The organism is Neoroseomonas terrae, assembly GCF_018129025.1.
GTDB classification, from domain to species: Bacteria; Pseudomonadota; Alphaproteobacteria; order Acetobacterales; family Acetobacteraceae; genus Neoroseomonas; species Neoroseomonas terrae.
In genome coordinates this window covers 43,051-67,496 of sequence record NZ_JAAEDI010000014.1, presented here as the reverse complement: position 1 = coordinate 67,496, position 24,446 = coordinate 43,051, and the positions used below count along the sequence as shown (strand labels likewise).

Below are 24,446 nucleotides of genomic sequence, written 5' to 3'. Positions count from 1 at the left end.
CCGCAACGAGCACGGCCTGACCAAGCCCTACCACCCGTGGACGAATGGCCATGTCGAAAGGATGAACAGGACACTCAAGGAAGCCACCGTCCAGCGCACCACTACGGCCGCCACGACGACCTCCGCGGACATCTCGCCCTGTTCCTCGACGTCTACAGCTACGCGCGGCGCCTCAAGACCTTGAACGGCCTCACTCCCTACGAGTTCATTTGCCGCTCATGAGCCGCAGAGCCTCATCGGTTCACGGCAAATCCGCATCACTAATTATCATTCTAAATCAATGACTTAGGAGATGGCGGACAGGGAGGGATTCGAACCCTCGATACGCTTTTGACGTATACGCACTTTCCAGGCGCGCGCCTTCGACCGCTCGGCCACCTGTCCGTTGGGGCGCGGACCATAGTCACGGTGCGGCCGCAGGGCAACCCGCGATCCGTACCCGGAAGCATTCAATCCGCGAACTGACCCGCCGCCTGAATCAGCGGCCGCCACTTGGCGATATCCGCCTGCCAGAACTCGCGGTGCGCCTGTGGCGTCGCCCGCGCCACCGGCACCGGCGCAGTGCCGAGGTCGGCGAAGCGCCGCTCGATCGTGGGGTCCTGCAACGCCTTCAGCAACGCCTGGTTCAGCCGTGCCGCGACCGGCGCCGGCGTACCCTTCGGCGCGTACAGACCGTGCCACACGCTTACCTCGAAGCCGGGCAGCCCGCCCTGCGCCGCGGTCGGCAGGTCCGGCAGCGCAGACAGGCGCTCCGGCGTCGTAACCGCGAAGGCGCGGATCGTACCGGCGCGAATCTGCTCGGTCGTGTTCGTCGTCTGGTCGCACATCAGGTCGACCGTGCCGGCCACCAGGTCATTCATCGCCGGGCCCGTGCCGCGATACGGCACAGTCGTCATGCGCGTGTTCACCGCCTGCATGAACAGCAGGCCACAGAGGTGGCTCGCCGCCCCGATGCCGGCATTGGCATAGTTCAGCCCTTCACCCTTCTGCCGGATCAGGGCAACGAGCTCAGCGAGGTTGTTCGCCTCGATATTGCGCCGCGCCACCAGCGTCATCGGCACCTCGGTGACGAGGCCGAGCGTCTCGAAACCGTTGATGGGGTCGTAGGCGAGCCGGCGATAGAGCGTCGGCGTCGTTGCCATGCCGATATGGTGAAGCAGGATGGTATAGCCATCGGGCCGCGCATTGGCGACGCGCTGCGCACCCAGCGTGCCGCCGGCACCGCCGACGTTCTCCACCACCACCGGCTGACCAAGATCGACGCTCATGGCCTGCGCGATCAGCCGACCGACGGTGTCGGTCGGGCCACCGGCGGCGAACGGAATCACCATGGTGATCGGCTTGTTGGGAAAGGCTCCCTGCGCCATTGCCGGTGCGGCAAGGCCCGCCCCGAGCGCTGCGCCAGCGAAAACCCGGCGGGTGACGACCGTCATGCGACGTCCTCCTTTTGGCGGGTGGACAAACGCCATCCGCGCGACTTACTTCGCTCGAGATCAAGCCTCGGCTGCGTCAAGTCAAGAGGTCGCGGACGCCTCGCCTAACGGTCACGCCTCGGAATTGCGTGCCTCGCGATCGTCCGAAGCGTCGTAACGGGCCCCCGCCGGTCAGGCGTCCATCTTCAGGGCGGCGATGAAGGCGCTCTGCGGAATCTCGACCTTGCCGAACTGCCGCATGCGCTTCTTGCCCTCCTTCTGCTTGTCGAGGAGCTTGCGCTTGCGGCTGATGTCGCCGCCATAGCACTTGGCGGTGACGTCCTTCGACATGGCGGAGATCGTCTCGCGCGCGATGACGCGCCCGCCGATCGCCGCCTGGATCGGTATCTTGAAGAGCTGGCGCGGGATCAGCTCCTTCAGCTTCTCGCAGATCGACCGACCGCGGCGATCCGCCTGGCTGCGATGCGCCATGAAGGACAGCGCATCCACCGGCTCAGCATTCACCAGAATCGAGATCTTCACCAGGTCGCCAGCCTCGTAATCCTCCATCGCGTAGTCGAAGCTTGCATACCCGCGGGAGATCGACTTCAGCCGGTCGTAGAAGTCGAACACAACCTCGTTCAGCGGCAGCATGTAGACCGCCATGGCGCGGCTGCCGACATAGGTCAGTTCCACCTGCCGCCCGCGGCGTTCATTGCACAGCGTCAGCACCGGGCCGAGATATTCGTCCGGCACCATGATCGTGGCCTTGATCCAGGGCTCGCGGATCTCCGCGATCATGGTCGGGTCCGGCATGTCGGCGGGGTTGTGGAGATCGCTCTCCTGCCCGTTGTTCAACTTCAGCTTGTACACGACGGACGGCGCCGTCGCGATCAGGTCGAGGTCGAACTCACGCGACAGACGCTCCTGCACGATCTCCAGATGCAGCAACCCGAGGAAGCCGCAGCGATAGCCGAGGCCGAGCGCGGCCGAGGTCTCCATCTCATAGTGGAAGCTGCTGTCGTTGAGCCGCAGCTTGCCCACGCTCTCGCGCAGCTTCTCGAAATCATCGGCATCGACGGGATACAGACCGCACCACACGACCGGGATGCTGGGCTTGAAGCCAGGCAGCGCCTCGGCCGCGGGGTTGCGGTCGTCGGTGATGGTGTCGCCCACATTGGTGTCGGCCACGGTCTTGATGGCGGCGGTGACGAAACCCATCTCGCCCGGCCCGAGGCTCTCGCGCGCCACCATCTTCGGCGTGAAGATGCCGACCTGCTCGACCGTGTGCACCGCGCCGTTCGACATCATGCGGATGCGCTGGCCCTTGCGCAGATGCCCGTCGCGCACGCGCACCAGCACCACCACGCCGAGATAGGCGTCGTACCAGCTGTCCACCAGCAGCGCGGTCAGCGTCTTGTCCGCATCGCCCTTGGGTGGCGGCAGGCGCGTCACGATCGCCTCGAGCACGCCCTCGATGTTCAGCCCCGTCTTGGCGCTGATCATCACGGCGTCGGATGCATCGAGGCCGATCACGTCCTCGATCTGCTGCTTCACCCGGTCCGGCTCGGCGGCCGGCAGGTCGATCTTGTTGAGCACGGGCACGATCTCATGCCCCGCATCCAGCGCCTGGTAGACGTTGGCGAGGGTCTGTGCCTCGACGCCCTGCGAGGCATCGACCACCAGCAGCGAGCCCTCGCAGGCGGCGAGCGAGCGGCTCACCTCATAGGCGAAGTCCACATGGCCCGGCGTGTCCATCAAGTTCAGGACGTAGGTCTCGCCGTCCTGCGCCTTGTAATTGATGCGCACGGTCTGCGCCTTGATGGTGATGCCGCGCTCGCGCTCGATATCCATGCTGTCGAGCAACTGTTCCTTCATGTCGCGCGCAGCCACCGTCCCGGTCAACTGGATCAGTCGATCGGCGAGCGTGGACTTCCCATGGTCGATATGGGCGATGATGGAAAAGTTGCGGATGCGGTCGAGCGGCGTATCGGTCATGGGAATCCGGGCAAGGCGGGCGGCAGGGGCGGTCCCGCCTGTCTGTTCAGGGGGGAGATAGGGCAGACCGCCCCCAAGTCAAAGCGTCTTCGCCGCCCGGGCTGCCCCCTTATTCGATCCGGGCGCCGCTGACCTCGACCATTTCGCGCCAGCGCGGGCGTTCGGCCTGGATGCGGGCACGGACGGCCGCCGGCTCCAGGGGCGGCATGGTCAGCAGGCCATGGGTCCGCAGCTTGTCCTCGAGCCCCGGATGGGCGGCCGCCCCGCGCACCAGGGCGACGATCCGCGCCTGGACCTCGGGCGGCATGCCCGGCGGGCCGGTGATGATGTTCCAGGACTGCAGGTCCAGATCGGCAATGCCGAGATCCGGGAAATCGCCCATTCCCGGCACGTCCGGCAGGAACGGCAGTCGTTCGCGCGCGCCTACGGCCAGCGCCCGCAACCGCCCGGCCTGCACATGCGGCATCAGCGCCGGCATGAAGTCGAAGCACATGTCGATGTTGCCGGCCAGCAGGTCGTTCAGCGCCGGTGCCCCGCCGCGATAGGGCACCACCGTCATGTCCGCGCCGCTGCGCTTCGCGATGGTCGCGACCAGCAGGTGGGAGGCCCCGCCGCTGCTCGCCGCACCATTGGTCAGGCCGTTGCCCGGGCGCTTCGCCCATTCCACCATCGCGCGGAAATCCGTCCAGCCGCGTTCGCGGGCACGCTGCTCGGTCACCGCGCACATCACGGTACTGGTGACCATGCTCGTCACCGCCGTCAGATCACGGTCCACATCGAGCGGCATGCGCGCCATCATCATCGGCAGGGTGGTGAACAGGGCGATGCTGAACAGGCCGACGGTGGTGCCGTCCGGCGCCGCCTTCGACACGGCGTCCATCGCGATCAGCCCGTTGGCGCCGGACCGGTTCTCGACAATCACCGCCTGGCCGGCCGTGGCCTGGAACGCCTCTCCATAAAGCCGCGCGATGGTGTCGGATTGCCCGCCGGGCGGGTTGGGCACGATCAGGCGGATCGGGCGGCTGCCCTGCGCCCGCAGCACGCGCGGCGCGGCCAGCAGCGGCAGGGTGGCAAGGGCGATACGACGAGAGAGAAGCATGCGCGGATTCCCGGTTTTCGGCGGCATGGGCCAAGCAAGCCGCGCACCACCCCGCCTGGCGCCACCCGGCGCATCGCCTATCCTGTGCGCGGCACGGCCCTTGCCGGGACGGCGCCGCATCATCGCAAGGGTTCAACATATGCCAAAGCGCGCCGTCTCCTCCCCCCGCGTCTTCAAGACCACCCGCCCCTTCGCCCAGGCGACCATCGCCGGCGGCTTCATGTTCGTCTGCTTCACCGGCCGCGACCCGGAAGGAAAGTTCGCCATCGGGGATGTGCGCGCGCAGACCCAGCAGGCCATCGACAACATCCGCATGCTGATCGAGGAAGCGGGCGGCACGTTGGACGATGTCGTGAAGTGCACCGTCTACGTGACGGACCGGGCGAATTGGGAGCCGATGAACGACGTCTATTTCGCGAACTTCAAGGACAACCCGCCGCATCGCGTGTCCTGCATCGTCTCCGGCCTCGGCTCGCCGGACTGCCTCGTGGAAATCGACGCGACCGCCTACCTCGGCGACAAGGCCTGATCCAGCATCGGCGCCAGCCGCCACATGGCGATGGCGCCGAGCAGCGGCCCGATGCCGAGCAGCGCGAAGGCCAACCCCGGCGACAGCAGCGCCATGACGTGCGGCAGCGCCCCGATCACCACCGCCGTCAGCAGGAACCCCATCGAGGTTTGCACCGTCAGCATGGTGCCGACGTAGTCCGGCGGCGAGAGGCTGACGACGCAGGCCGAGAACTGCGCCGAATCCGCCACCACCGCGAAGCCCCAGACGAAGGCGACCCCGAGCGCCAGCGCAGGCCAGGCGGCGGCCGGCCCGATCACCAGCGCGCAACCGCCCGACACCAGCATGCACAGCGCCGCGACCCGCGCCCGGTTCCAGCGGTCCGCCGCCAATCCGGCGACCACGCAGCCAACCGCGCCGGCGGCCATGATGCCGAACACCCAGGACCCCACCTGCGGCCGCCCCAGCACGCCGACCAGGAACACCCCGATCCACGCCCACATGGCATAGAGTTCCCACATGTGGCCGAGATAGCCGAGATTGGCGAGGCGCAGCCCCCGGTTGCGCCAAGCCTCGAGCATCTGAGCCGGTTGGAAGGGCGGGCGGGCGCCCATCAGCGGGCCTGGACGGAAACCCAGCACCAGCAGCCCGCCGAGGGCGGCGAGCCCCCCTGCCCCGCCATAGGCCACGCGCCAATCGACGGAACCGATCAGCCCCGGCAGCAGATGCGGCAACGCCGAGCCCAAGGTCAGCGCGCCCACCACAATGCCGATCAGCAGTCCGAGATCACCCTTCGCCCAGGACGCCGCGAGCTTCATGCCCACCGGATAGACGCCCGCCATGGTCGCGCCGGCGACGAAGCGCAGCGCCAGCGCCGCGGTGCCGGACGGCGCGACGGCGGTCTGCGTCAGCGTCGCCACGGCGGCCACCAGCGCGCAGGCACAGAACAGCCGTCGCGCATCCAGCCGGTCGGCCAGTGACAGCACAGCGCTGAGCAGCGTCCCCGCCACGAAGCCAAGTTGCACCGCCGCCGTCAGCCAGGCCGCCCGGCCCGGGGAGACCAGCCCATCCCGGATCAGCCCCGGCACTGCGACGGTCCCGGCGAACCAGACCGACAGCACCAGTACGATGGCGGCGGCCAGCAGCGCCATCTGCGTGCCCTTCGCCGAATTCCCTGGTTCCACGGAGCAACCCCCAGCGTCCCGCGACCGGTGTAGGACGGTTGCTTCGGGGAGGAAATCAGTCCTCGGCCGCGACCGCGACGGGCTGCGGTGCCGCGCGCCGCGGTTTGAAGCTGAGGAACTGCTTCTCGACCAGATGCCAGGAGGCGAAGGCGAGCGTCGCGGAGATGGCGAAGACCAGCAGCAGATCGTCCCAGCCTGCGCCGGACACCGAGAAGCGATCGAGCAGCAGCTGCTGCACCGGGAAGCTCCAGAGATACAGCCCGTAGGACAGGTCCCCCCAGCGGCCGGCCCGGTGCGCCACCGGCATGCGGGCCAGCCCGATCGACAGCGTCGCCACCGGCACGGCGAACAGCAGCAGTGCTTCCTGCGAGGTCGCATCCCGGCCCAGGACCAGCACGGCCAGCAGCACCGCCGGCGCCATCAGCGGATGCAGCAGCCGCTCCGCCTTCGCCACCGCGAGGCAGGCGCCGATCAGGAAATACGGTGCGAGATCGAAGGCCGCCCAGAACTCCGTGCCGAGGATGACGAGTTCCGGCGGACGCTGCCCGCTGTGCAGGAAGCGCAACTGCAACCACGCGCAGGCCGCGGTCGCGACCAGCAGGAAGGGCAGCGGCGTGTTCCGCACCCGCCACACCCAGGCCAGCGCGATCAGGGATGGCAGCAGCAGGTAGAGAGAGAACTCCACCGGCAGGGTCCAGAGACTGCCATTCACCACATTCGCATGCGGCGTGCCGTCGAAGACGCCCGGCAGCCCGAGCCGCACATACAGCACGAGATTGAGGAAATAGCGGAAGAAATCCGGACTGCGGAAATAGTCCCGCGCCGGCATGTCCGTCACGACGGGGCCCAGCAACAGCGCGGTAACCAGCACCACCACGGCGAGCGCCGGCAGGATGCGCAGCACGCGGCGCGTCAGGAACCGCCACATGTCCGGATCGCGCAGCCAGCTCGTCGCGATCAGATAGCCGCTGAGGGCGAAGAAGATGCAGACACCCAGCGTATGGATCGGGCGGCCGCCGAAGCCCGGCGCGTCGCCGCCGCTCAGCAGATAGGCGTGGCCGATGATGACGAGGATCGCCGCACCAAGCCGCACGGCGTCCAGGTTGTTCTCACGTGCCAAACGCCCATCCTCGTTGCTGTCATGCCCGCAACGCCGCACCCGTCGCCTTGGTTACGGCGGCGACGATCCGGTCGGCCACGGCTTCGATCTGCGCGTCAGTCAGCGTCGCCTCGCGGGGCTGGATCGTCACCTGGATGGCGAGCGACTTGGACCCGTCCGGCACGCCCTTCCCGCGATAGACGTCGAACAGCGCGGCGTCCGCGATCAACGCCTTGTCGGCACCGCGCGCGGCGCGCAGCAGCGTCTCGGCGGCGATGGATTCATCGACGATGAAGGCGAAGTCACGGCGCAGCGGCTGGAAGGCAGGCAGGTCGGGCGCGGATTTCTTGCGGCGCTTGGGCTCGGGGATGGCATCGAGGAAGACCTCGAAGGCCACAGCCGGGCCCGGCAGGTCGAGCGCGGCGAGCACGGTCGGATGAATCTCGCCGAAGGTGGCGAGCACCGTCTTCGGACCCTGCCGCACGACGCCGGAGCGGCCCGGATGATAGTAGCCCGGCGCATCCATCGTGACCTGGAGCGCGGCCATCGGCACGCCAAGCGCGGCGAGCACGGCAATGGCATCGCCCTTGGCATCCATCGCATCGACGCCGCGCGAGGCTTCCGCCCAATGCCGCGGCGTCGCGCCATGCCGCACGCCCGCAGCGACAGCGAGTTGTCCCTCCGGCATGACATCGCGATAGCTCGCGCCGAGTTCATGCAGGGAGACATCACCGAAGCCGCGCGCCGCGTTGCGTGCCGCCGCCAGCAGCAGCGAAGCGACCGGCGTCGGCCGCATCTGATCGAGATCAGCGGCGATCGGGTTCACCAGATGCAGCGCATCCGGCGGAGACCATGGCGTTTGCCGCTCCGCGGCGGGGCCGAACAGCGCCGCCGTCTTCGCCTCCATGAAGGCGAAGGTCACGGCTTCCTGCATGCCGCGAGCCGCCAGCACGCGACGCGCGAGCGCCGCCCGCACCTGCTTCGGTGTGAACGACGCGGCAGGGATCACCGCCGCGACCGGCAGCGACACCGGCGGCACGGCATCGAGACCGCCGAGCCGAAGCACTTCCTCGACCAGATCCGCTTCCGGCTCGACCGCCGCGCAGCCCTCGGCCGCCTTCGCCGCTCGCGCGGGATCAAGACCGTCGAACTGCGTCAACGCGCCGCCCCCGGCGCGATAGGCCGAGAGATCGGAGGCGATGTCGTTGCGCCAGGAGGGAACCGCGACTGTCACGCGGTCTGCTTCGCGGCTCTCTGTGGCGAAACCTAGGCGCGTGAGGCGATCGACGATCTCGTTCTCGGCAAGTTGAAGTCCGCCGAGCCCGGCGATGCGCTCGAAGCGCAGCGTCGCGCTGCGCTGCCACGCCGGTTCCGCACCGGCTTCGGAGACGCTGCTCGCCTCACCGCCGCAAAGCTCGATGATCATGCGCGTCGCGGCTTCCAGCGCATCCGGCAGGAAGGCGGGATCGAGGCCGCGTTCGAAGCGTGACCGAGCATCGCTGCGCAGGTCGTGCCGCCGCCCGGACAGCGCGACGCGCACGGGATCGAACAGCGCGCATTCGATGAAGCATTCGGTCGTGTTCTCGTCGCAGCCGGACGGCTCGCCGCCCATCACGCCGCCGAGGGCTTCCGGCCCGGCCTCGTCGGCGATGATGCCGTCCTCGGCCGTCAGCGCGTACTCCTTGCCGTTCAGGGCATGCAGTGTCTCGCCATCCCGCGCCATGCGCATCGCGAGCGTCGTGCCCTTCACCTTCGTGACGTCGAACACATGCAGCGGCCGGCCGAGGTCGAAGGTGAAGTAGTTGGTGATGTCCACCAGCGCCGAGATCGGCCGCAGCCCGATCGCCGTCAGCCGGTCCTGCAGCCACTTCGGCGAGGGCCCGTTCTTCACACCGCGCACCGCGCGACCCAACACCCAGAGGCAGGCGCGCGGTTCCTCGATGGTCCAGGTCAGCGGCGTGTCATAGGTCGCCGCGACCTTGGGTGCGGACCACGGCTTCAGCGTGCCGATCCCCGCCGCCGCCAGGTCCCGCGCCACGCCACGCACCGACAGCGCATCGCCGCGGTTCGGCGTGACGCTGATCTCGATGATCGGATCGTCGAGGCCAGCCCATTTCACGTAGGACGCACCGACCGGCGCATCCGCCGGCAGATCGACGATGCCGGAGTGATCGTCGCCGAGTCCCATCTCTCGCGCCGACAGCATCATCGCTTCCGACTTCACGCCGCGGATCTCGCCGACCTTCAGCGTGACGCCGGTGCCCGGTACGAATTCACCCGGCAGCGCCGCGACGCCGATCAGCCCGGTGCGCGCGTTCGGCGCGCCGCAGACGACGGACCGCTCGACGCCATCGCCGATATCGACGCGGAGCTGGCGCAGGCGGTCGGCGTTCGGATGTTGCGTCGCCTCGATGACGCGCGCGATGCGGAAGGTGGCCAGTGCCGCCGCGCGATCCTCGATGCCTTCGACCTCAAGGCCGATGGCGTTGAGGGTGCGGGCGATGTCCTCGACGGACGCATCCGTGTCGAGGTGGTCCTTCAGCCAGGAAAGCGTGAACTTCATTGCGTCGGCCTCGTGGTCGTGACGAGGCGGGGCCTCGTGAGCATCGTGGTGGGGTGACGATTGGAGGGGCTGTGCCCCTCCAAGCCACCCCACCAAAGGCCGAAAGGCCTTTGGAAACCTTCACCTGGTGCTCGGCGCGTCGTACGGGGATCGTGACCACCCGCTGCGCCCAGCGCACCAGTCCAACAGACAAAAATAGAAGGGGGATTCGGGGGAATACTTTCCCCCGACCTGTCACACCCCTTCATGCAGCGTCGCCGGCGCCAGCGGGTTCGCGGCGTAGTGGCGCAGCCAGCGGATATCGGCCTCGTAGAACGGGCGCAGGTCAGGGATGCCGTGCTTCAGCATGGTGATGCGTTCGATGCCCATGCCGAAGGCGAAGCCCTGCCACTCGCGCGGGTCGATGCCGCAATTCGCCAGCACCTTCGGGTGCACCATCCCGGAGCCGAGGATTTCCAGCCAGTCGCCGCCCTTGCCGAGTTCGCCGGTTTTCCGCGACCAACCGATGTCCACTTCCATCGAGGGCTCGGTGAAGGGGAAGTAACTGCTGCGAAACCGCACCGGCAGGTCGGCGATGCCGAAGAAGGCGCGCAGGAAGTCGATCAGGCAGCCCTTGAGGTGGCCGAGGGTGATGCCGCGGTCGATGACCAGCCCTTCGACCTGGTGGAACATCGGGGAATGCGTGGCGTCGTGGTCGGCACGGTAGGTGCGGCCGGGAACGATGACGCGGATCGGCGGTTCCTGGGACAGCATGGTGCGGATCTGCACCGGAGAGGTGTGGGTGCGCAGCACGGGGCGGCGGCCATTCACTTCCGGCAGGTAGAAGGTGTCGTGGTCCTGGCGTGCCGGGTGGTGGTCGGGAATGTTGAGCGCGCCGAAATTGTGCCAGTCGCCCTCGATGTCGGGGCCTTCGGCGACGGCGAAGCCCATGGCGCCGAACAGGGCGGTGAGTTCTTCCATCGTGCGCGCGATGGGGTGAATGCCGCCATCGGCGGCGGTGCCGGGGGCGGAGGGGCGTGGAGGCAGGGTGACGTCGATGCGTTCGGCGGCGAGGCGGGCGTCGAGAGCGGCCGCATCGAGCACGACGCGGCGGGCTTCCAGCGCCGCCTCGATCCCGCCCTTCAGCCGGTTCAGCGCGGCGCCGCGTTCCTTGCGCTGGTCTGCAGGCACGGCGCCGAGGCCCTTCAACAGCCCCGTCAGGCTGCCGGACTTGCCGAGGACGCCCACGCGGACGGCATCCAGCGCGCGCAGATCGGTCGCGGCGGCCAGGGCGGCTTCGGTCTCGGCCTGCAGGGAAGCGAGGTCGTCACTCATGGGGGCGTTCATGTCCGACAAATGCACGAAGGGCCGCGCCCCGGTCACCCGGGAAGCGGCCCTCTGCTAAACGCTGAAACGGCGCAGGGGAACCCCCGCGCCGAGGGGTCAGGCGAGCTTCGCCTTCGCCTGCTCGACCAGCGCCGCGAAGGCCGCCGGTTCGTCGAAGGCGAGCGCCGCCATCATCTTGCGGTCCATCTCGATGCCCGCCGCCTTGATGCCCGCCATGAAGCGGGAATAGGTCAGGTCGTGCTCGCGGACAGCCGCGTTGATGCGCTGGATCCACAGGCCGCGGAACTCGCGCTTCTTGTTGCGGCGGTCGCGGTACGCGTACTGAAGCGCCTTCTCGACGCGCTCGAGCGCGGGGCGATAGGCGGTCGAGGAGCGGCCGACATAGCCCTCGGCGAGCTTCAGGACCTTCTTGTGACGGGCGTGCTTGGTGACGCCACGCTTAACACGAGCCATGGTGCGTCCCCTTCCTTACCGGTCCAGCCCGTAGGGCAGCCACTGCTTCACGGTGTCGCCGTCCTGCTTGTCCAGGACGTACATGCCGCGGTTCTGCCGCTTCATCTTGGTCGTCTTGGCGGTCAGCATGTGGCGCTTGTTGCCGGCGCCGGCCTTGACCAGGCCGCTGGCGGTCAGTCGGAAGCGCTTCTTCACGCTCGACTTCGTCTTCATCTTGGACATTTGGCCCTCCTATTCGGGGTCGGCGCGCCCCGCCGCACCATGCAATGGGGACGCGCATTCCCGGCCGGGCATGTCCATGGGGCCACGACGCGGGAGGCGGGGCGTATAGCCCCTGCCCCGGCCCGTGGCAACCGGACCTTCACATTCCTTGGTGTTTCCTGTGGCCATGCCCGCCGCCGCGACGGAACCGACGCCCTTGGACACCAGCCTCGATCAGGCGCTCGCCCCCCATTTCGCCGGGCTGCGCGCCTTCATGGACCGTCGTATCGCGGAACTGAGCGCCGAGTTGTCCGCCTCTGTCCAACTGATGGGCATGACGGAGGAGGCTTTGGGGGCGCGAATTACCGAGGTCCATGCCCAGATCGCGCGGCTGATCGCCATCCCGGCACATGGAGCGCGGAACTCCGGGTTGGAGCTGGAAGCCGTGGTGAACGCCACGGAATCGGCGGCCGACACCATCTTGGAAGCGGCGGAGGCGATCCAGACCTGGCTGGACGAGGGCAGCGGCGATACGGCGGCTCTGACCGAGCGGGTGAACGCCATCTTCCAGGCCTGCTCCTTCCAGGACCTGACCGGCCAGCGCATCCGCCGGGCGATCAAGCAGCTTCAGCAGGTGGAGACCATGCTGGAAGGGCTGATGCCCGGCAGCCCGGCCGTCGCGACGCCGAAGCTGGAAGTGGTGGGCCATTCGCCGACCGTTGCCGACCCTGCCAGCGCCGGCCCCGACCTCGCGCAGGCCGAGATCGACCGCCTGCTGAACGGCTGACCCGCCGCGTCAGTTCAACCGCCGCACCGCGGAGGAACTCGCGCTGAAATCCGTGCCGCCCCTCGGGCTCGGCGTGAACCGCATCGGCACGGCGAGCATCTGGCCACACGCCTCGAACACCCAGTTCTCGGTCCAGGCGCGGGTGCGGCGGGTCGCGGTTGACTCACTGTCCTGCCCGTCGAAATCGGCCGCTTGCGGTCTGATCTGCTGGCAGTTGGGCGCCGCCACGCGGGCCGCGGCCGTGGCTGCCTGCATCGCGTCCCGTTGCAGTACAGGGTCCGTCACCGTCGTGCCGGGCAAGGTCTCGACCATGCGGGAAGCGCCGTCCGGCATCACCACGGCCAGATAGTTCCGCTGCATCCGGCGCCCGCAACCTTCGATGAGGATGCGATGGTAGGTCGCCTCCCGCACCGTCGGGTCGGTGAAGCGGGCGGGCGGGGCAGCGGGCCGCGCCGTGGCGCTCGGGCAGCCGCTGGATGCGATGAAGGCCTGCGCGCGCTGAAGGGCCGCGGCAGCGGCGGTATTGGGCGCGGTGGCGGGTTGGGCCAGCGCCGCGCCGGATGTCAGAAGAAGGGCCAGCAGGCCCGAGGGGATGGATCGCATCGCTCGGTCTCCATGGGGGCTTGGAGGCCATAAACCCGCCAACCATGGCAGCATGCGGGCACTGCACCGCCGCGAACGGGCAGCCCTGCGCGAGACGTGGGTTCCGGGGAACCGCGCGGCACTCTATATGCGCTCACGTTATGGTTCCCTTCCGCAAGATGCACGGCCTCGGCAACGACTTCGTCGTGCTGGACGGGCGCGCCGCCACGCTGCCGGTAACGCCCGCGCGCGCTGCTGCTGTCGCGGACCGTCATTTCGGAATCGGCTGCGACCAGTTCATCGTCATGGAGCCGCCCGCCCCCGGCGCGGATGTCTTCATGCGCATCCTGAATCCGGACGGGTCCGAGGCCGGCGCCTGCGGCAATGCGACGCGCTGCATCGCCGCCCTGGTGGCGGAGGAACGCGGCGCCGACCGCGTGGTTGTGCGCACCATCGCCGGCGAGTTGCCGGTGGAACGGCTACCCGGCGGGCTGTGGCGCGCGGATATGGGCCCGGCGCGTCTCGGCTGGCAGGACGTGCCGCTGGCGCGGGAGGTCGACACGCTGCACCTGCCGCTCGCCCTCGGCCCGGTCAGCGACCCGGCGGCCTGCTCCATGGGCAATCCGCACGCGACGTTCTTCGTCGATGACCTGGACGCCGTGCCGGTCACCGAGATCGGCCCGCGCCTCGAACACGACCCGATCTTCCCGCAACGCGCCAATATCGGCTTCGCGCAGGTCACGGCACCGGACCGGATGCGATTGGTCATCTGGGAACGGGGCGCCGGGCTGACCCTCGCCTGTGGGTCCGGTGCCTGCGCTGCGATCGTGAACGCCGTGCGCCGCGGCCTGACGCAGCGCCGCGCGACGGTCACGATGCCCGGCGGCGACCTGATCATGGAATGGCGCGAGAGCGACGGCCATGTGCTGATGACCGGCCCCGTTGCCACCAGCTTCACCGGCACGCTGGACCTCGAGGCGCTGGCGGCATGACGGCGGCGCCGGAGGATGCGGCGCCGGTCAGCGTGCTGACCTTCGGCTGCCGGCTGAACACCTACGAATCCGAGGCGATGCGGGATCTGGCCACAAAGGCCGGGCACGCGGGCGCCATTGTCGTGAACACCTGCGCCGTCACCGCCGAGGCCGAACGCCAGGCCCGCCAGGCGATCCGCCGTGCCCATCGCGACAATCCCGGCGCGCGCATCATCGTCACCGGCTGCGCCGCGCAGATCGCGCCGGAGAAGTGGGGCACGATCCCCGGCGTCGAGCGCGTCATCGGCAATGCCGACAAGCTGAAGCCCGAGACCTGGGCGGCGCTCGACGCGCCCCCTGCCCCGGTCACGGACATCATGGCCGCGACCGAGACGGCCGCGCATCTCGTCACCGAATTCGCTGGCCGCGCCCGCGCCTTCGTGCAGGTCCAGCAGGGCTGCGATCATCGCTGCACCTTCTGCGTCATTCCCTTCGGCCGCGGCCCGTCCCGGTCCGTGCCGATGGGCGCGATCGTCGAGCAGGTGCGCGCCCTGGTCGCCGCCGGCTATCGCGAGATCGTGCTGACGGGCGTCGACATCACCTCCTACGGTCCCGACCTCCCGGGACGGCCGACGCTCGGGCAGATGGTGCGGCGGCTGCTGGCGCTGGTGCCCGAGTTGCCGCGGCTGCGGCTGTCCTCGCTCGATCCGGTGGAGGTCGATGACGATCTCTGGCGGCTGATCGCCGAGGAACCGCGGCTGATGCCGCATCTGCATCTGTCGCTGCAACACGGTTCCGACCTGATCCTGAAGCGGATGAAGCGGCGGCACCTGCGGGCGGATGCCATCGCGCTGGCCGACCGCGCGCGTCGGCTGCGGTCGGACATGGTGTTCGGCGCCGACCTCATCGCCGGCTTCCCCACCGAGACGGAAGCCCACTTCGCCGACACGCTCTCGCTGGTCGAGGCCTGCAACCTCTCCTTCCTGCATGTGTTCCCCTATTCCGAACGTCCCGACACGCCTGCGGCGCGGATGCCGCAGCTGCCCGTGCCGGTTCGCCGCGAACGCGCGGCCCGCCTGCGCGAGGCCGGGGCCAAGGCAGCGGCGCGGCTGTTCACCGCGCGCATCGGACAGGAGGAAGACGTGCTCTTCGAACACGAAGACCGCGGCCATACCCAGCAATTCGCCCCGTTGCGCCTGGCGCGGGGTGTCGTGCGACCCGGCGAGATCCGCCGGTTGCGGGTGACGGCGGCCGCCCACGACACGCTGCTGGCGGAGGCCGCCTGATGGCGCTGCGCGACCTTTGGAACCGTATGCGCGGCAGTGACCCGGCCCAGCCCGGCCAGCCGCCCGATCCCACGCCGAGCGAGCCCATCCGGCCGCCTCAGCCGCCGCCCTCGCCCCCGCCTGAGACGCCGCCGCGCCCGCCGGAACCGCCCGCCGAGCCGCCGCCGCCGGTCGAGGACCCGACGCCGGAACGACCCCGGGAAACCCCGCCGCCCATGCGGGAACCACCGGCGGACGCCCCACCCGTGGAGTTGCCGCCACCATCGCAGCTTCCCCCCATGGAAGCCCCCCCACCGACCGCCGAGGAACCAGCCCGCCAGGGCTGGTTCTCACGTCTGAAGGCGGGTCTCGCTCGCTCCACCGCCAAGCTGACTGACAGCGTCACCGCCGTCTTCACGAAGCGGAAGCTGGATGACGCAGCGCTGGAGGAACTGGAGGAGACGCTGATCGCCGCCGATCTCGGCGTCTCGGCGTCGCAACGCATCGTCGAGGGCTTCCGCAAGACTCGCTTCGGCAAGGAAGTCACCGACGAGGAAGTGAAGGCGACCCTCGCCGAGGAGATCGGCGAGATCCTCGCCCCCGTCGCAAAGCCGCTGGTGCTCGATACTTCCCGCGCCCCGCATGTCGTGCTGGTCGTCGGCGTGAACGGCACCGGCAAGACGACGACGATCGCGAAGCTCGGCAAGCAGTATCGCGACCAGGGGCTGCGGACCGGCTTCGTCGCCGGCGACACCTTCCGTGCCGCCGCCGTCGAGCAGCTTCAGGTCTGGGCCGACCGCACCGGCGCCCGCTTCTTCCCGCCTGCCAAGGCGGGCGCCGATGCGGCCGGCCTCGCCTTCGATGCTTTGACTGCTGCACGGTCGGAAGCGCTGGACGTGCTGCTTGTCGACACCGCCGGCCGGCTGCACAACAAGTCGGCGCTGATGGAGGAGCTGCGGAAGGTCATCCGCATCATCCGCCGCGTCGATCCTGGCGCACCCCATTCCGTTCTGCTCGTGCTGGACGCCACCACCGGCCAGAACGCCGTGCAGCAGGTGAAGGTGTTCAAGGAGATGGTCGACGTCACCGGGCTGGCGGTAACAAAGCTCGACGGGTCCGCGAAGGGCGGCGTGGTCGTCGCACTGGCACAGGAATTCGGACTGCCCGTGCATGTCGTCGGCGTCGGCGAGAAGGCGGAGGATCTGCGGCCGTTCTCGGCACGGGAATTCTCGCGCGGGTTGCTCGGGCTGGACTGACGATCGCCCGCGGCCGACGGGAATTGGAGAGGCGGCGCTGGCGCGTTGACGTCAGGGTTGCCGCAGCGGACGGATCAGGAAGGGGCGCCGCCCCTTCCCGAACCCTGCCCCGGCAAAGGCCGAAGGGCCTTTGCAAACCTCAACCTGGTGCTGCGCGCGCAGGGTCGGACCATTGTCGTCATACGGCTCTGCGCACCGAAGGGGTTTTAGATCGGGGGAATGACCTTCGCGCCCGGCGCCAAATGATGGCGGTCCAGGCCATCCATGGCCTGGCGGGGTGAGGCTCGGAGAGGGGCAGAGCCCCTCTCCGATCCACCGTCGCGCAAATGGCCGCGCCCCTCGCCAAACCTCACTGCGTCGACATGCCTGGACCCCAACTCCCTGGCTACAGGGCGACTGTCGCGGAGAGCCGTTACCTGGCCAGGCAAGGGAGCGCCGCGCGTCACGGCGGCGGCCAGCTTCGAATGATCTCCTGCGCCGCCGGCCCCAGCGCATCGCTCTGCAACGCCAGCGGATCGCCGAGGACGCCCTCGGCCAGCACCTTGTCCAGCATCACGGCGGAGAGCAGCCGCATTGCTTCGGGTGACACGCCCTGCTCCAGTGGCGGGGTGCCGGTCAGCGTCTCGGCGACGACCACGCGATCCTCGCGTTCCGGATCGTCGCGCAGCAGCCAGTCGAATAATTGGCGTTGCAGATACAGGCGCCGCGGCTGGTGCGTGGCCATCACGAGGCCCAGGGCGCGGTCCCAGGCCAGCGTCGGATAAGCCGCGCGCCAGCGGTCGAGCTGCGCGCGGAACTGATCCAGCTGCGCCGCGGCCGCGATGTGGAAGCACCGAGCAATCCCCGGCCGCACCGCGTCGCGGTATTCGTCGAGCAGCGGCTGATCGATCTCGCCGCGCTGGCGGATGCGCTGCGTGAAGCGCCGCACTTCCGCGAGCAGGCCCAGCTCGGCGGCGCGCTGTTCGGCCGACAGTCCTGCCTTGGCGGCGGTTTCGGTCTCTGCCGCGGTCAGCCGGCGTTCGAACCCCGCGAGCCAGTCAAGCCGCGCCGCGTCCAGCTGCCCCAAGCCGAAGGGGACCAGTCGCAGATAGAGGGCCGCAGCGCTGTGCGCGACGGAGCGCACGCGGTTGAACGCAGTCTGGTCGACGTTGAAGATCTCAGGCTGGTCGATGCCCGGACGATACAGTGCGATCTGGTCGAAGCGGTTCACCAGCAGCGGGACGGCGGCGCGCTGCGCGGCGAAAAGGTGCGTGCGCGCGGCCTCGTAGGTCTGATGGAAGTCGGCGTTGAGATCGTCAACCGCATCCGCCCGTGCCGCCGCGCCGGCCAGCAGCAGCGGCAGGGCGACGAGCGCCGCCCGGGCCAGCATTCCATGCCTCGATGCCATCCGAAACCCTCCGCTCATGGCCCGGCAAGGCCTGGTGCGAGGGAACTATCGTGACCGGTGGACGGCGGCGCAATGCCGCCCGACGGGGCCGTTATCAGCGCGCCGCGGCCCCGCTGGACCGCGACCGGCCGGTTGCGCGGCGCTGACGATCGCCATGGAACGATGACCTACACCATCGCGCGGGAACCGCGAGCCGGACGGCGATCAGCAGAAGGTCCACGGCCCACATTCCCTCCCCGGATCGCCCACCGCGCCGACCGCGCCCCTTGCCACCGCCGCCTCACGGCGCGACACCCCTCGGCAGGAACGCCAGGACGGAACCGATGAACAAGCCCATCGCTCGCACCCCGATCCCCGACATCGCCACGCTGCCCGAGGATATCCGCACCCGCATCCTGACCGTGCAGGAGAAGTCGGGCTTCGTCCCCAACGTCTTCCTGATGCTCGCGCATCGGCCGGAGGAATTCCGCGCCTTCATGGCCTATCACGACACGCTGATGGACAAGTCGGAGGGTCTGACCAAGGCGGAGCGCGAGATGATCGTCGTCGCCGTCTCCTCGCTGAACCAGTGCCAGTACTGCGTCGTCGCGCATGGCGCGATCCTGCGCATCCGCGCGAAGAACCCGCTGATCGCCGACCAGATCACCGCCAACTGGCGCAAGGCCGACATCACCGACAAGCAGAAGGCGATGCTGGAATTCGCGATGAAGGTGACGCAGCGCGCCAACGAGGTGAACGACGCCGACCACGACGCCCTGCGTCAGTCCGGCTTCGACGACGAGGCGATCTGGGACATCGCCGCCATTGCCGCCTTCTTCGGCATGTCGAACCGTCTGGCCAACGTCACCAATCTGCGGCCCAATGACGAATTCTACGCCATGGGAAGGGGCTGACATGACCGAGGTTCGCTGGGAACGACTGACCGCGCCGCAGCTTCGCGCACTCGCTGACCGCAACGCCGTGGTGGTGGTGCCGGTGGCGAGCCTGGAGCAGCACGGCCCGCATCTGCCGGTCTGGACCGACAGCTTCATCGGCCATTCGGTGGCAGTGCGCGCGGCGGAACTCAGCACGGACCTGCCCGCGGTGGTCCTGCCCCCGATGTGGCTCGGCCTGTCGGAGCACCATTTCCCCTTCGGCGGCACGATCAGCGTGGACTACGCGACCTTCGCCGGCATCCTGCGCTGCATCGTGAAGTCTCTGCTCGCGGATGGCTTCAGCAAGGTGATGCTGTTCAACTCTCATGGCGGCAACATCGATCCGCTGGCGGTTTCGGCGCGCGAGCTCGCGCATGAATTCGGCATCCCGGTGCTGACGACGACGATCACCAAGGTCGCACCGGCCGCGATCTCCGCTGCGCTGACGGCGCAGAAGGCGATCCATCACGCCTGCGAGGGCGAGACCAGCATCTGGATGCATCTCGACCCATCGCAGGTCCGGATGGAGGAGATCGCGAACTCGGTCTCCCCCGGGAACTTCGATGCCGGCAGCCAGGTGTCCTCGCGCTTCTGGTCCTTCTCCGAACGCGCGCCCGTCACCGGCGTGCGCGGCGATGCCCGCGCCGCAACGCCCGAGAAAGGCAAGGTGATCTTCGAGGCCATGGCCGAAGGTCTCGCCAGGGAGCTTCGCGAGACATCCAACTGGTCGCCGCCGGACGATGTCTGGCAGCGCGGCCGGGCCCAGGGGAAGCGGTGATCCCACCGTATTACGGGCAATGGGAATCGGCGGAGCGGATCGGCGCGGTCCTCGCAGGCGGGTTGCGGGCAGCCGATGATCCGCTCTGGCCGCGTTCGGGCGCGGCCGGCGCCGCCGACTACGAACGCTGGGCCGACCATCTCTGCGGCGTCGCCTGCCTGCGCATGGTGCTGGCCGCCCGCGGCATCGTGCCGCCGCGCGCCTTCGACCTGGCGCGAGAACTGACGTCGCGCGGCGGCTATGTGCTGCAGCGCGATGGTGGCATTCGCGGCCTGATCTACGCCCCGGCCGCCGCCTGGTTGCAGCAGACCTACGGCATCCCCGCCACGGTCCGCATCGATGTCCCGGCCGCGGCGATCTCGGCGCAGGTGAGCGGCCGCGGGATGTTCATCGCGTCAGTGCATCCTTCGATCCGCCAGCCAAGCATCGAGCCGCCATCGCGCGGCGGGCACCTGGTGCTGGTCTTCGCCGCTGCCGACGGCGCGCTGCGCTTCCATAACCCCTCCGGCGATACGCCGGCGTCGCGACAGGATGTGCGGCTGCCGGTCAGCGCGTTCGATCGCTTCTACGCCGGCCGGGGGATCGCGCTGGAAGGATAGCGCGCGCCGGGCGTCGGTTTCCAAAGGCCCTCCTGATGACCTTGTCGCCTGTAGCCGCCGCCATCGGAGGGGCCCTGCCCCTCCGAACCACCCCGCCAGGTGCTTGGAGCACCTGGACCGCAATCTGTTGGCGCGGGAGATCGCGACCGCGCATTTCACGCGCGAAGGCGGGCCTCGGCACCCTTCCCCACCCGGCCGCGCGGCGCCAGCTGGCGTTGGCGGGGCCTCCGGCCTCGGGCGGGCAGCGTGCAGCGGCCAAGCCCCTGCAATTCTCCCCGGGATCATCCAATGTCCTCCGCATGGATGACGACCTCCATGCGCTCTGACACGCTGGGCGTGCTGCTGGCGGGCGGCTTGGCGCGCCGGATGGGCGGCGGGGACAAGCCGTTGCGGCATCTCGGCGGCAGGCCGATGCTGGACCATGCGCTTGGCCGGCTCGCGCCGCAGGTCGCGGTGGTGATCCTGAACGCGAACGGCGATCCATCGCGCTTCGGGTCCTATGGGCTGCCCGTCGTCGCTGATGGGCTACCGGACCATCCGGGGCCCTTGGCCGGTATCCTGGCCGCGCTCGACTGGGCGGCGGAGCACCGGCCCGACCTCCCTTGGGTGATCTCGGTACCCGGGGATTCGCCGTTCATCCCGCTGGACCTGGTGGCGCGGTTGCATGCGGCACGGAAGGCTGCGGGGTTGCCGATCGCCTGTGCGCGCTCAGGGCACCGGACGCACCCGCCTGTCGGACTATGGCCCGTTGCGCTGCGCGCGGATCTCGCCGACGCCCTTGCCGCCGGGGAGCGCAAGGTCGCCCGCTGGGCAGGCGGCCATGGCTGCGCGGAAGCCGAATGGCCCGATCGACCGGTGGATCCCTTCTTCAACGCCAATGCGCCGGCGGACCTGGCGGCGGCGGAGGCGTTCCTGCCCGAGGTTGAGCCATGAGCTGCGCCGGACCTCGGCGCGCGATGTGCCGAACGGACGCCCCCGGCCGCGCATGCTGGCGCGGCGCTGCCGGAGGAGGTCGCGGCCACACGCGGCGGCCGGCAAAGGAACGGCTCGCCCCCTGGCGCAGGCGGGCGAGCGTTGCGTCCGTCCTAAGCCTCGCCACGTGATCAGCCGAGAATCTGCGAGAGCCCGAGCGCCGCTAGTCCAAGCCCCACAGCCAGCCGCAGGGCGCTGCCGCCTGGAATCTCGACCTCCCGCCCCGGCGCGTGCGGGTCGTAGAGGATTGTCACCGGCCCGGGTCCGTCCCGCCGCGCCAAACCGCGCAGGTCGTTGGTCGGCACGCTGACAGGCGAACCATCGGGCAGGACGAAGTCGAAACGCCAGGCCGGGCCGGCCGAGGTCGACTGGTACAGGACCGTCGCGCGCGCCCGCCGCCAGCGCAGCCGCCGCCACAGTCCTCGCAGATCGTGCCGGAGCAGCATCACCGCCAGAAGGCAGAGCAGGACACCGGAGGAAGTCGCCGTCACGTCAGCTTGTCCGCCATGCGGCCCATCAGGCTTCCTGACGCTGCGCCCAGGCGATCGTCTCGACGGACCTCGCATGAGCGAGGACGAGCGCGGCGACGCCCTCGACATCGTCGAGCAGCGCATGCGGCAGGTCATAGGGCGGCGCGATGTCCGAAGCGACGGCCACGATCCCCGGCATCTCCGGCCGCATCCAGGGCTTGCCGTTGGCAGCGCGATGCACCTCGATCTTCGGATGGGCGTCGCGCTTGAAGCCTTCGACGATGATGAGGTCAGCCGGGTCCATCCGCGCGAGAAGTTCCGGCAGCGTCGGCTCCCGTGCCGTGCGGAGTTCTGTCATCAGCGCCCACCGCGCGCCGGATGCCACCATCACCTGCTGCGCCCCGGCCTTGCGGTGTTCCCAGGAATCCTTGCCGGGCACGTCCACATCGAAGCGGTGATGCGCGTGCTTCAACGTGGAGACCGACAGGCCCTGCCCGATCAGCCGAGGCAGCAGCTTCACCATCAGCGTGGTCTTGCCTGCGCCGCTCCAGCCTGCGAGGCCGATGATGCGCGTCACGTCCGCTCCCGAATGACGTTCGGCGCGCGGCCTGCGCCACGCGCCTTTCACATGTGCGGCGCGGGCGGCGCGCGGTCAATCGTCGCCGAGCGGTCATGCATCAGCTACAGGCGGCGTGTCGGGGCACGGGTGGACGGAAGGGTGGCCGGGGCGAAGGGAGCGTATGTCGAGCCGGACTGGCGGGACTGGCGCGGTCTGCTCGCGCCCTGGCCCGAGGGCGCCGCGGCGATCGCCGCGCTGGAGGCCGCCGATGTCTTTGGTCGCCTGGAACCGTTTGGGCCGCTGCTGATCGGCACTTTCCCGCTCGGGCTCGCCGTGGTTGGCAGCGACCTCGACATCGCCTGCCACCTGCCCGATCCGGCTGCCTCGCGCCAGTCGATCCGGGCCGCCTTCGGCGCAGAGACCGGCCTGCGCGACCGCCTGTTCACGCTGGGGGGACAGCCCACACTTGTGCTGGGCTTCGAGGCCGGCGGCCATGCCATCGAGATCTTCGGCCAGCCCGTGCCGCCCCGCGACCAGTTCGGCCATCGGCACCTGCGCGCGGAGCACTTCCTGCTGTGGCGGCATGGCGAGCCGCTGCGCCTTGCCGTTCGTGCACTGAAGCGGCAGGGCATGAAGACCGAACCGGCCTTCGCCGCGGCGCTCGGCCTGCCGGCGGGCGATCCTTACGTCCAACTCCTCGAGCATGCGACCACCATGGCGCAGGGGCTGCACTTCTGATCGCTGGAACGCCGCTGCTCCCGTCGCAATGTTCCTGATTTTCCCTCACTGAGGCACGCGCGCCTTAATCATTTGTTCCCATTATGTTCTTGACGACTGCCACCGCCCCGCGCAGGATGATGAAGAACACAACGGGAACATGATCCCCGTCCCCTCACGGACAAAGGACGCCCGCCATGCCCGACGGCAGTCTTCCGACGCTCGGTCCCCAACACGGCCTGCCGCCGCTGGCGCGCAAGGGCCGCGGCGCCGGCCTCAACCCGCCTGTCCGCTTCGAGCACAGCGCGCGGGAGGCCTTCGATGACGGCTGGGGTACGCTGGAGGCCGCCTTCGCCGACCTCCCGCCGCTGCCGACCACGCTCACCAAGGATACCGCGAAGTCGGCGCTGGCGTGGAACCAGAGCCCCGATATCGGCTTCGATCGTTCGATCAATCCGTATCGCGGCTGCGAACATGGCTGCGTCTACTGCTATGCGCGCCCCTCCCACGCTTATCTCGGCCTTTCGCCGGGGATGGATTTCGAGACACGCCTACTCTTCAAGCCCGACGTCGCTACGCTGCTGGACAAGGAACTGCGCAAGTCCGGCTACGAAGCCAAGCCCATCGCGCTGGGTGCGAACACCGATCCTTACCAGCCGGTGGAACGCACGCTGAAGCTGACGCGCGGCGTGCTGGAGGTGCTGGACCGTTTCAACCATCCCGTCACGATCGTGACGAAATCGGCCGGCGTGCTGCGCGACCTCGACATCCTCACCGACATGGCGCGGCGCAACCTGGTGCGGGTCTGCCTGTCGATCACCACGCTCGATGCACGGCTCGCACGCATCATGGAACCGCGCGCGGCATCGCCGGAACGGCGGCTTGCCGCGGTGCGGGACCTTACCGCCGCCGGCGTACCCACCGCCGTTCTGGCCGCGCCGATGATCCCCGCCGTGAACGACGCCGAGCTGGAGACGATCCTGGAACGCGCCGCAGCCGCCGGCGCGTCGCACGCGGGCTACGTCCTGCTGCGGTTACCGCTCGAGATCAAGGAACTGTTCGAGGAATGGCTCGCGCGGCACATGCCCGACCGCGCGGCGCGGGTATTGTCGCTGATCCGCCAGACACGCGGCGGCGCTCTGTACGACAGCCGCTTCGGCGTGCGGCAGAAAGGCACCGGCGCCTATGCCGACCTCCTGGCGCAGCGCTTCGCGGTGGCGGCGAAGCGGCTCGGCCTGGAGCGGCGCGGTGGTGGCGTCGGCGGGTTGGATTGCAGCCAGTTCCGTGTGCCGGCGGTGCCCGGTGCAGAGCCGAAGCAGGCACAGCTCGCGTTGTTCTGAAGAAGT

Annotated in this window: 24 protein-coding genes, 1 tRNA gene and 1 pseudogene; 12 read left to right on the top strand and 14 right to left on the bottom strand. The window is 69.1% G+C overall.

Annotated elements, in window-relative coordinates; all coding sequences use genetic code 11:
• Positions 1-7: 7 nt before the first annotated feature.
• A pseudogene (locus tag GXW78_RS14180) lies at positions 8-222 on the top strand (integrase core domain-containing protein); the annotation flags it as partial.
• A gap of 71 nt (positions 223-293) precedes the next feature.
• On the opposite strand, the gene GXW78_RS14175 reads toward GXW78_RS14180, so the two are convergent.
• From GXW78_RS14175 to GXW78_RS14160, 4 genes are all read right to left on the bottom strand, one after another.
• Positions 294-384 (bottom strand) — tRNA-Ser (locus GXW78_RS14175).
• Between the two features lie 65 nt (positions 385-449).
• The gene (locus GXW78_RS14170; protein WP_211869478.1) at positions 450-1,433 is read right to left on the bottom strand and encodes a tripartite tricarboxylate transporter substrate binding protein BugD; all 984 of its coding nucleotides are present in this window, start codon (positions 1,431-1,433) and stop codon (positions 450-452) included.
• A 171-nt stretch (positions 1,434-1,604) separates the two neighbouring features.
• Positions 1,605-3,410, bottom strand: coding sequence for a translation elongation factor 4 (gene lepA, locus GXW78_RS14165; protein ID WP_211869477.1), 1,806 nt, complete (start codon positions 3,408-3,410; stop codon positions 1,605-1,607).
• 109 nt (positions 3,411-3,519) lie between these two features.
• Positions 3,520-4,509, bottom strand: coding sequence for a Bug family tripartite tricarboxylate transporter substrate binding protein (locus GXW78_RS14160; RefSeq protein ID WP_211869476.1), 990 nt, complete (start codon positions 4,507-4,509; stop codon positions 3,520-3,522).
• 139 nt (positions 4,510-4,648) lie between these two features.
• Here GXW78_RS14160 and GXW78_RS14155 point away from each other — a divergent pair, with 139 nt between their 5' ends.
• Positions 4,649-5,038, top strand: a complete 390-nt coding sequence (locus GXW78_RS14155; RefSeq protein WP_211869475.1) for a RidA family protein — start codon at positions 4,649-4,651, stop codon at positions 5,036-5,038.
• Here the strand turns inward: GXW78_RS14155 and GXW78_RS14150 are convergent.
• The 6 genes from GXW78_RS14150 to rpmI all read right to left on the bottom strand — a co-directional run bounded on the left by GXW78_RS14150 (position 5,017) and on the right by rpmI (position 11,864).
• Positions 5,017-6,201 carry an MFS transporter gene (locus tag GXW78_RS14150; protein WP_338147751.1) on the bottom strand — a complete coding sequence of 395 codons (1,185 nt, stop codon included), beginning with the start codon at positions 6,199-6,201 and terminating at the stop codon, positions 5,017-5,019. The two genes, GXW78_RS14155 and GXW78_RS14150, sit on opposite strands and share 22 nt — an antisense overlap.
• Positions 6,202-6,256: 55 nt before the next feature.
• The gene (locus GXW78_RS14145; RefSeq protein WP_211869474.1) at positions 6,257-7,321 is read right to left on the bottom strand and encodes an acyltransferase family protein; all 1,065 of its coding nucleotides are present in this window, start codon (positions 7,319-7,321) and stop codon (positions 6,257-6,259) included.
• Positions 7,322-7,340: 19 nt separating this feature from the next.
• A complete protein-coding gene (gene pheT, locus GXW78_RS14140; protein WP_211869473.1) occupies positions 7,341-9,863 on the bottom strand; it encodes a phenylalanine--tRNA ligase subunit beta in 2,523 nt (840 codons plus the stop codon).
• A 234-nt stretch (positions 9,864-10,097) separates the two neighbouring features.
• Positions 10,098-11,177 carry a phenylalanine--tRNA ligase subunit alpha gene (gene pheS, locus GXW78_RS14135; protein ID WP_211869472.1) on the bottom strand — a complete coding sequence of 360 codons (1,080 nt, stop codon included), beginning with the start codon at positions 11,175-11,177 and terminating at the stop codon, positions 10,098-10,100.
• 108 nt (positions 11,178-11,285) lie between these two features.
• Positions 11,286-11,642 carry a 50S ribosomal protein L20 gene (rplT, locus tag GXW78_RS14130; protein ID WP_211869471.1) on the bottom strand — a complete coding sequence of 119 codons (357 nt, stop codon included), beginning with the start codon at positions 11,640-11,642 and terminating at the stop codon, positions 11,286-11,288.
• A gap of 15 nt (positions 11,643-11,657) precedes the next feature.
• Positions 11,658-11,864, bottom strand: a complete 207-nt coding sequence (gene rpmI, locus GXW78_RS14125) for a 50S ribosomal protein L35 (RefSeq protein ID WP_211869470.1) — start codon at positions 11,862-11,864, stop codon at positions 11,658-11,660.
• Between the two features lie 166 nt (positions 11,865-12,030).
• Between rpmI and GXW78_RS14120 the strand changes: the two genes are divergently transcribed.
• A complete protein-coding gene (locus tag GXW78_RS14120; RefSeq protein ID WP_211869469.1) occupies positions 12,031-12,630 on the top strand; it encodes a protein phosphatase CheZ in 600 nt (199 codons plus the stop codon).
• A gap of 9 nt (positions 12,631-12,639) precedes the next feature.
• On the opposite strand, the gene GXW78_RS14115 is transcribed toward GXW78_RS14120, so the two are convergent.
• Complete coding sequence (locus tag GXW78_RS14115) at positions 12,640-13,233, bottom strand: hypothetical protein (RefSeq protein ID WP_211869468.1); 594 nt, start codon at positions 13,231-13,233, stop codon at positions 12,640-12,642.
• Positions 13,234-13,373: 140 nt separating this feature from the next.
• Between GXW78_RS14115 and dapF the strand changes: the two genes are divergently transcribed.
• The 3 genes from dapF to ftsY all read left to right on the top strand — a co-directional run bounded on the left by dapF (position 13,374) and on the right by ftsY (position 16,704).
• Entirely contained in the window at positions 13,374-14,204 is an 831-nt protein-coding gene (gene dapF / locus GXW78_RS14110) for a diaminopimelate epimerase (RefSeq protein WP_211869467.1), read from the top strand.
• Positions 14,201-15,469, top strand: coding sequence for a tRNA (N(6)-L-threonylcarbamoyladenosine(37)-C(2))-methylthiotransferase MtaB (gene mtaB / locus GXW78_RS14105; RefSeq protein ID WP_211869466.1), 1,269 nt, complete (start codon positions 14,201-14,203; stop codon positions 15,467-15,469). Before dapF ends, mtaB begins: the two co-directional genes overlap by 4 nt.
• Positions 15,470-15,747: 278 nt before the next feature.
• The gene (ftsY, locus tag GXW78_RS14100) at positions 15,748-16,704 is read left to right on the top strand and encodes a signal recognition particle-docking protein FtsY (protein ID WP_246522189.1); all 957 of its coding nucleotides are present in this window, start codon (positions 15,748-15,750) and stop codon (positions 16,702-16,704) included.
• Between the two features lie 442 nt (positions 16,705-17,146).
• Here the strand turns inward: ftsY and GXW78_RS14095 are convergent, their stop codons facing one another.
• On the bottom strand, positions 17,147-18,091 hold the full coding sequence (locus tag GXW78_RS14095) for a hypothetical protein (protein WP_211869465.1): 945 nt from the start codon (positions 18,089-18,091) through the stop codon (positions 17,147-17,149).
• 323 nt (positions 18,092-18,414) lie between these two features.
• Between GXW78_RS14095 and GXW78_RS14090 the strand changes: the two genes are divergently transcribed.
• The 4 genes from GXW78_RS14090 (at position 18,415) to mobA (ending at position 21,315) form a co-directional block, all read left to right on the top strand.
• Positions 18,415-18,984 carry a peroxidase-related enzyme gene (locus GXW78_RS14090; protein ID WP_211869464.1) on the top strand — a complete coding sequence of 190 codons (570 nt, stop codon included), beginning with the start codon at positions 18,415-18,417 and terminating at the stop codon, positions 18,982-18,984.
• 1 nt (position 18,985) lies between these two features.
• Complete coding sequence (locus GXW78_RS14085) at positions 18,986-19,783, top strand: creatininase family protein (RefSeq protein WP_211869463.1); 798 nt, start codon at positions 18,986-18,988, stop codon at positions 19,781-19,783.
• Complete coding sequence (locus GXW78_RS14080; RefSeq protein WP_211869462.1) at positions 19,780-20,382, top strand: cysteine peptidase family C39 domain-containing protein; 603 nt, start codon at positions 19,780-19,782, stop codon at positions 20,380-20,382. The genes GXW78_RS14085 and GXW78_RS14080 overlap by 4 nt, the downstream gene beginning before the upstream one ends.
• A gap of 315 nt (positions 20,383-20,697) precedes the next feature.
• Entirely contained in the window at positions 20,698-21,315 is a 618-nt protein-coding gene (mobA, locus tag GXW78_RS14075) for a molybdenum cofactor guanylyltransferase MobA (RefSeq protein WP_211869461.1), read from the top strand.
• A gap of 170 nt (positions 21,316-21,485) precedes the next feature.
• Here mobA and GXW78_RS14070 read toward each other — a convergent pair whose 3' ends face one another.
• On the bottom strand, positions 21,486-21,845 hold the full coding sequence (locus tag GXW78_RS14070) for a hypothetical protein (protein ID WP_211869460.1): 360 nt from the start codon (positions 21,843-21,845) through the stop codon (positions 21,486-21,488).
• Between the two features lie 25 nt (positions 21,846-21,870).
• Positions 21,871-22,401 (bottom strand): molybdopterin-guanine dinucleotide biosynthesis protein B, encoded by a 531-nt coding sequence (gene mobB, locus GXW78_RS14065; RefSeq protein ID WP_338147750.1) that lies wholly within the window; start codon positions 22,399-22,401, stop codon positions 21,871-21,873.
• A gap of 141 nt (positions 22,402-22,542) precedes the next feature.
• Between mobB and GXW78_RS14060 the strand changes: the two genes are divergently transcribed.
• The gene (locus GXW78_RS14060) at positions 22,543-23,121 is read left to right on the top strand and encodes a DUF4269 domain-containing protein (RefSeq protein WP_211869459.1); all 579 of its coding nucleotides are present in this window, start codon (positions 22,543-22,545) and stop codon (positions 23,119-23,121) included.
• Positions 23,122-23,297: 176 nt separating this feature from the next.
• Positions 23,298-24,440, top strand: coding sequence for a PA0069 family radical SAM protein (locus tag GXW78_RS14055; protein WP_211869458.1), 1,143 nt, complete (start codon positions 23,298-23,300; stop codon positions 24,438-24,440).
• Positions 24,441-24,446 lie beyond the last annotated feature (6 nt).

Excerpts from the sequence above, each read along its gene's own strand:
- GXW78_RS14170 (WP_211869478.1), bottom strand. The coding sequence starts at position 1,433 with ATGACGGTCGTCACCCGCCGGGTTTTCGCTGGCGCAGCGCTCGGGGCG.
- lepA (WP_211869477.1), bottom strand. The coding sequence starts at position 3,410 with ATGACCGATACGCCGCTCGACCGCATCCGCAACTTTTCCATCATCGCC.
- GXW78_RS14160 (WP_211869476.1), bottom strand. The coding sequence starts at position 4,509 with ATGCTTCTCTCTCGTCGTATCGCCCTTGCCACCCTGCCGCTGCTGGCC.
- GXW78_RS14155 (WP_211869475.1), top strand. The coding sequence starts at position 4,649 with ATGCCAAAGCGCGCCGTCTCCTCCCCCCGCGTCTTCAAGACCACCCGC.
- pheT (WP_211869473.1), bottom strand. The coding sequence starts at position 9,863 with ATGAAGTTCACGCTTTCCTGGCTGAAGGACCACCTCGACACGGATGCG.
- pheS (WP_211869472.1), bottom strand. The coding sequence starts at position 11,177 with ATGAGTGACGACCTCGCTTCCCTGCAGGCCGAGACCGAAGCCGCCCTG.
- rplT (WP_211869471.1), bottom strand. The coding sequence starts at position 11,642 with ATGGCTCGTGTTAAGCGTGGCGTCACCAAGCACGCCCGTCACAAGAAG.
- rpmI (WP_211869470.1), bottom strand. The coding sequence starts at position 11,864 with ATGTCCAAGATGAAGACGAAGTCGAGCGTGAAGAAGCGCTTCCGACTG.
- GXW78_RS14120 (WP_211869469.1), top strand. The coding sequence starts at position 12,031 with ATGCCCGCCGCCGCGACGGAACCGACGCCCTTGGACACCAGCCTCGAT.
- GXW78_RS14115 (WP_211869468.1), bottom strand. The coding sequence starts at position 13,233 with ATGCGATCCATCCCCTCGGGCCTGCTGGCCCTTCTTCTGACATCCGGC.
- dapF (WP_211869467.1), top strand. The coding sequence starts at position 13,374 with ATGGTTCCCTTCCGCAAGATGCACGGCCTCGGCAACGACTTCGTCGTG.
- mtaB (WP_211869466.1), top strand. The coding sequence starts at position 14,201 with ATGACGGCGGCGCCGGAGGATGCGGCGCCGGTCAGCGTGCTGACCTTC.
- ftsY (WP_246522189.1), top strand. The coding sequence starts at position 15,748 with ATGGAAGCCCCCCCACCGACCGCCGAGGAACCAGCCCGCCAGGGCTGG.
- GXW78_RS14095 (WP_211869465.1), bottom strand. The coding sequence starts at position 18,091 with ATGGCATCGAGGCATGGAATGCTGGCCCGGGCGGCGCTCGTCGCCCTG.
- GXW78_RS14090 (WP_211869464.1), top strand. The coding sequence starts at position 18,415 with ATGAACAAGCCCATCGCTCGCACCCCGATCCCCGACATCGCCACGCTG.
- GXW78_RS14085 (WP_211869463.1), top strand. The coding sequence starts at position 18,986 with ATGACCGAGGTTCGCTGGGAACGACTGACCGCGCCGCAGCTTCGCGCA.
- mobA (WP_211869461.1), top strand. The coding sequence starts at position 20,698 with ATGCGCTCTGACACGCTGGGCGTGCTGCTGGCGGGCGGCTTGGCGCGC.
- GXW78_RS14055 (WP_211869458.1), top strand. The coding sequence starts at position 23,298 with ATGCCCGACGGCAGTCTTCCGACGCTCGGTCCCCAACACGGCCTGCCG.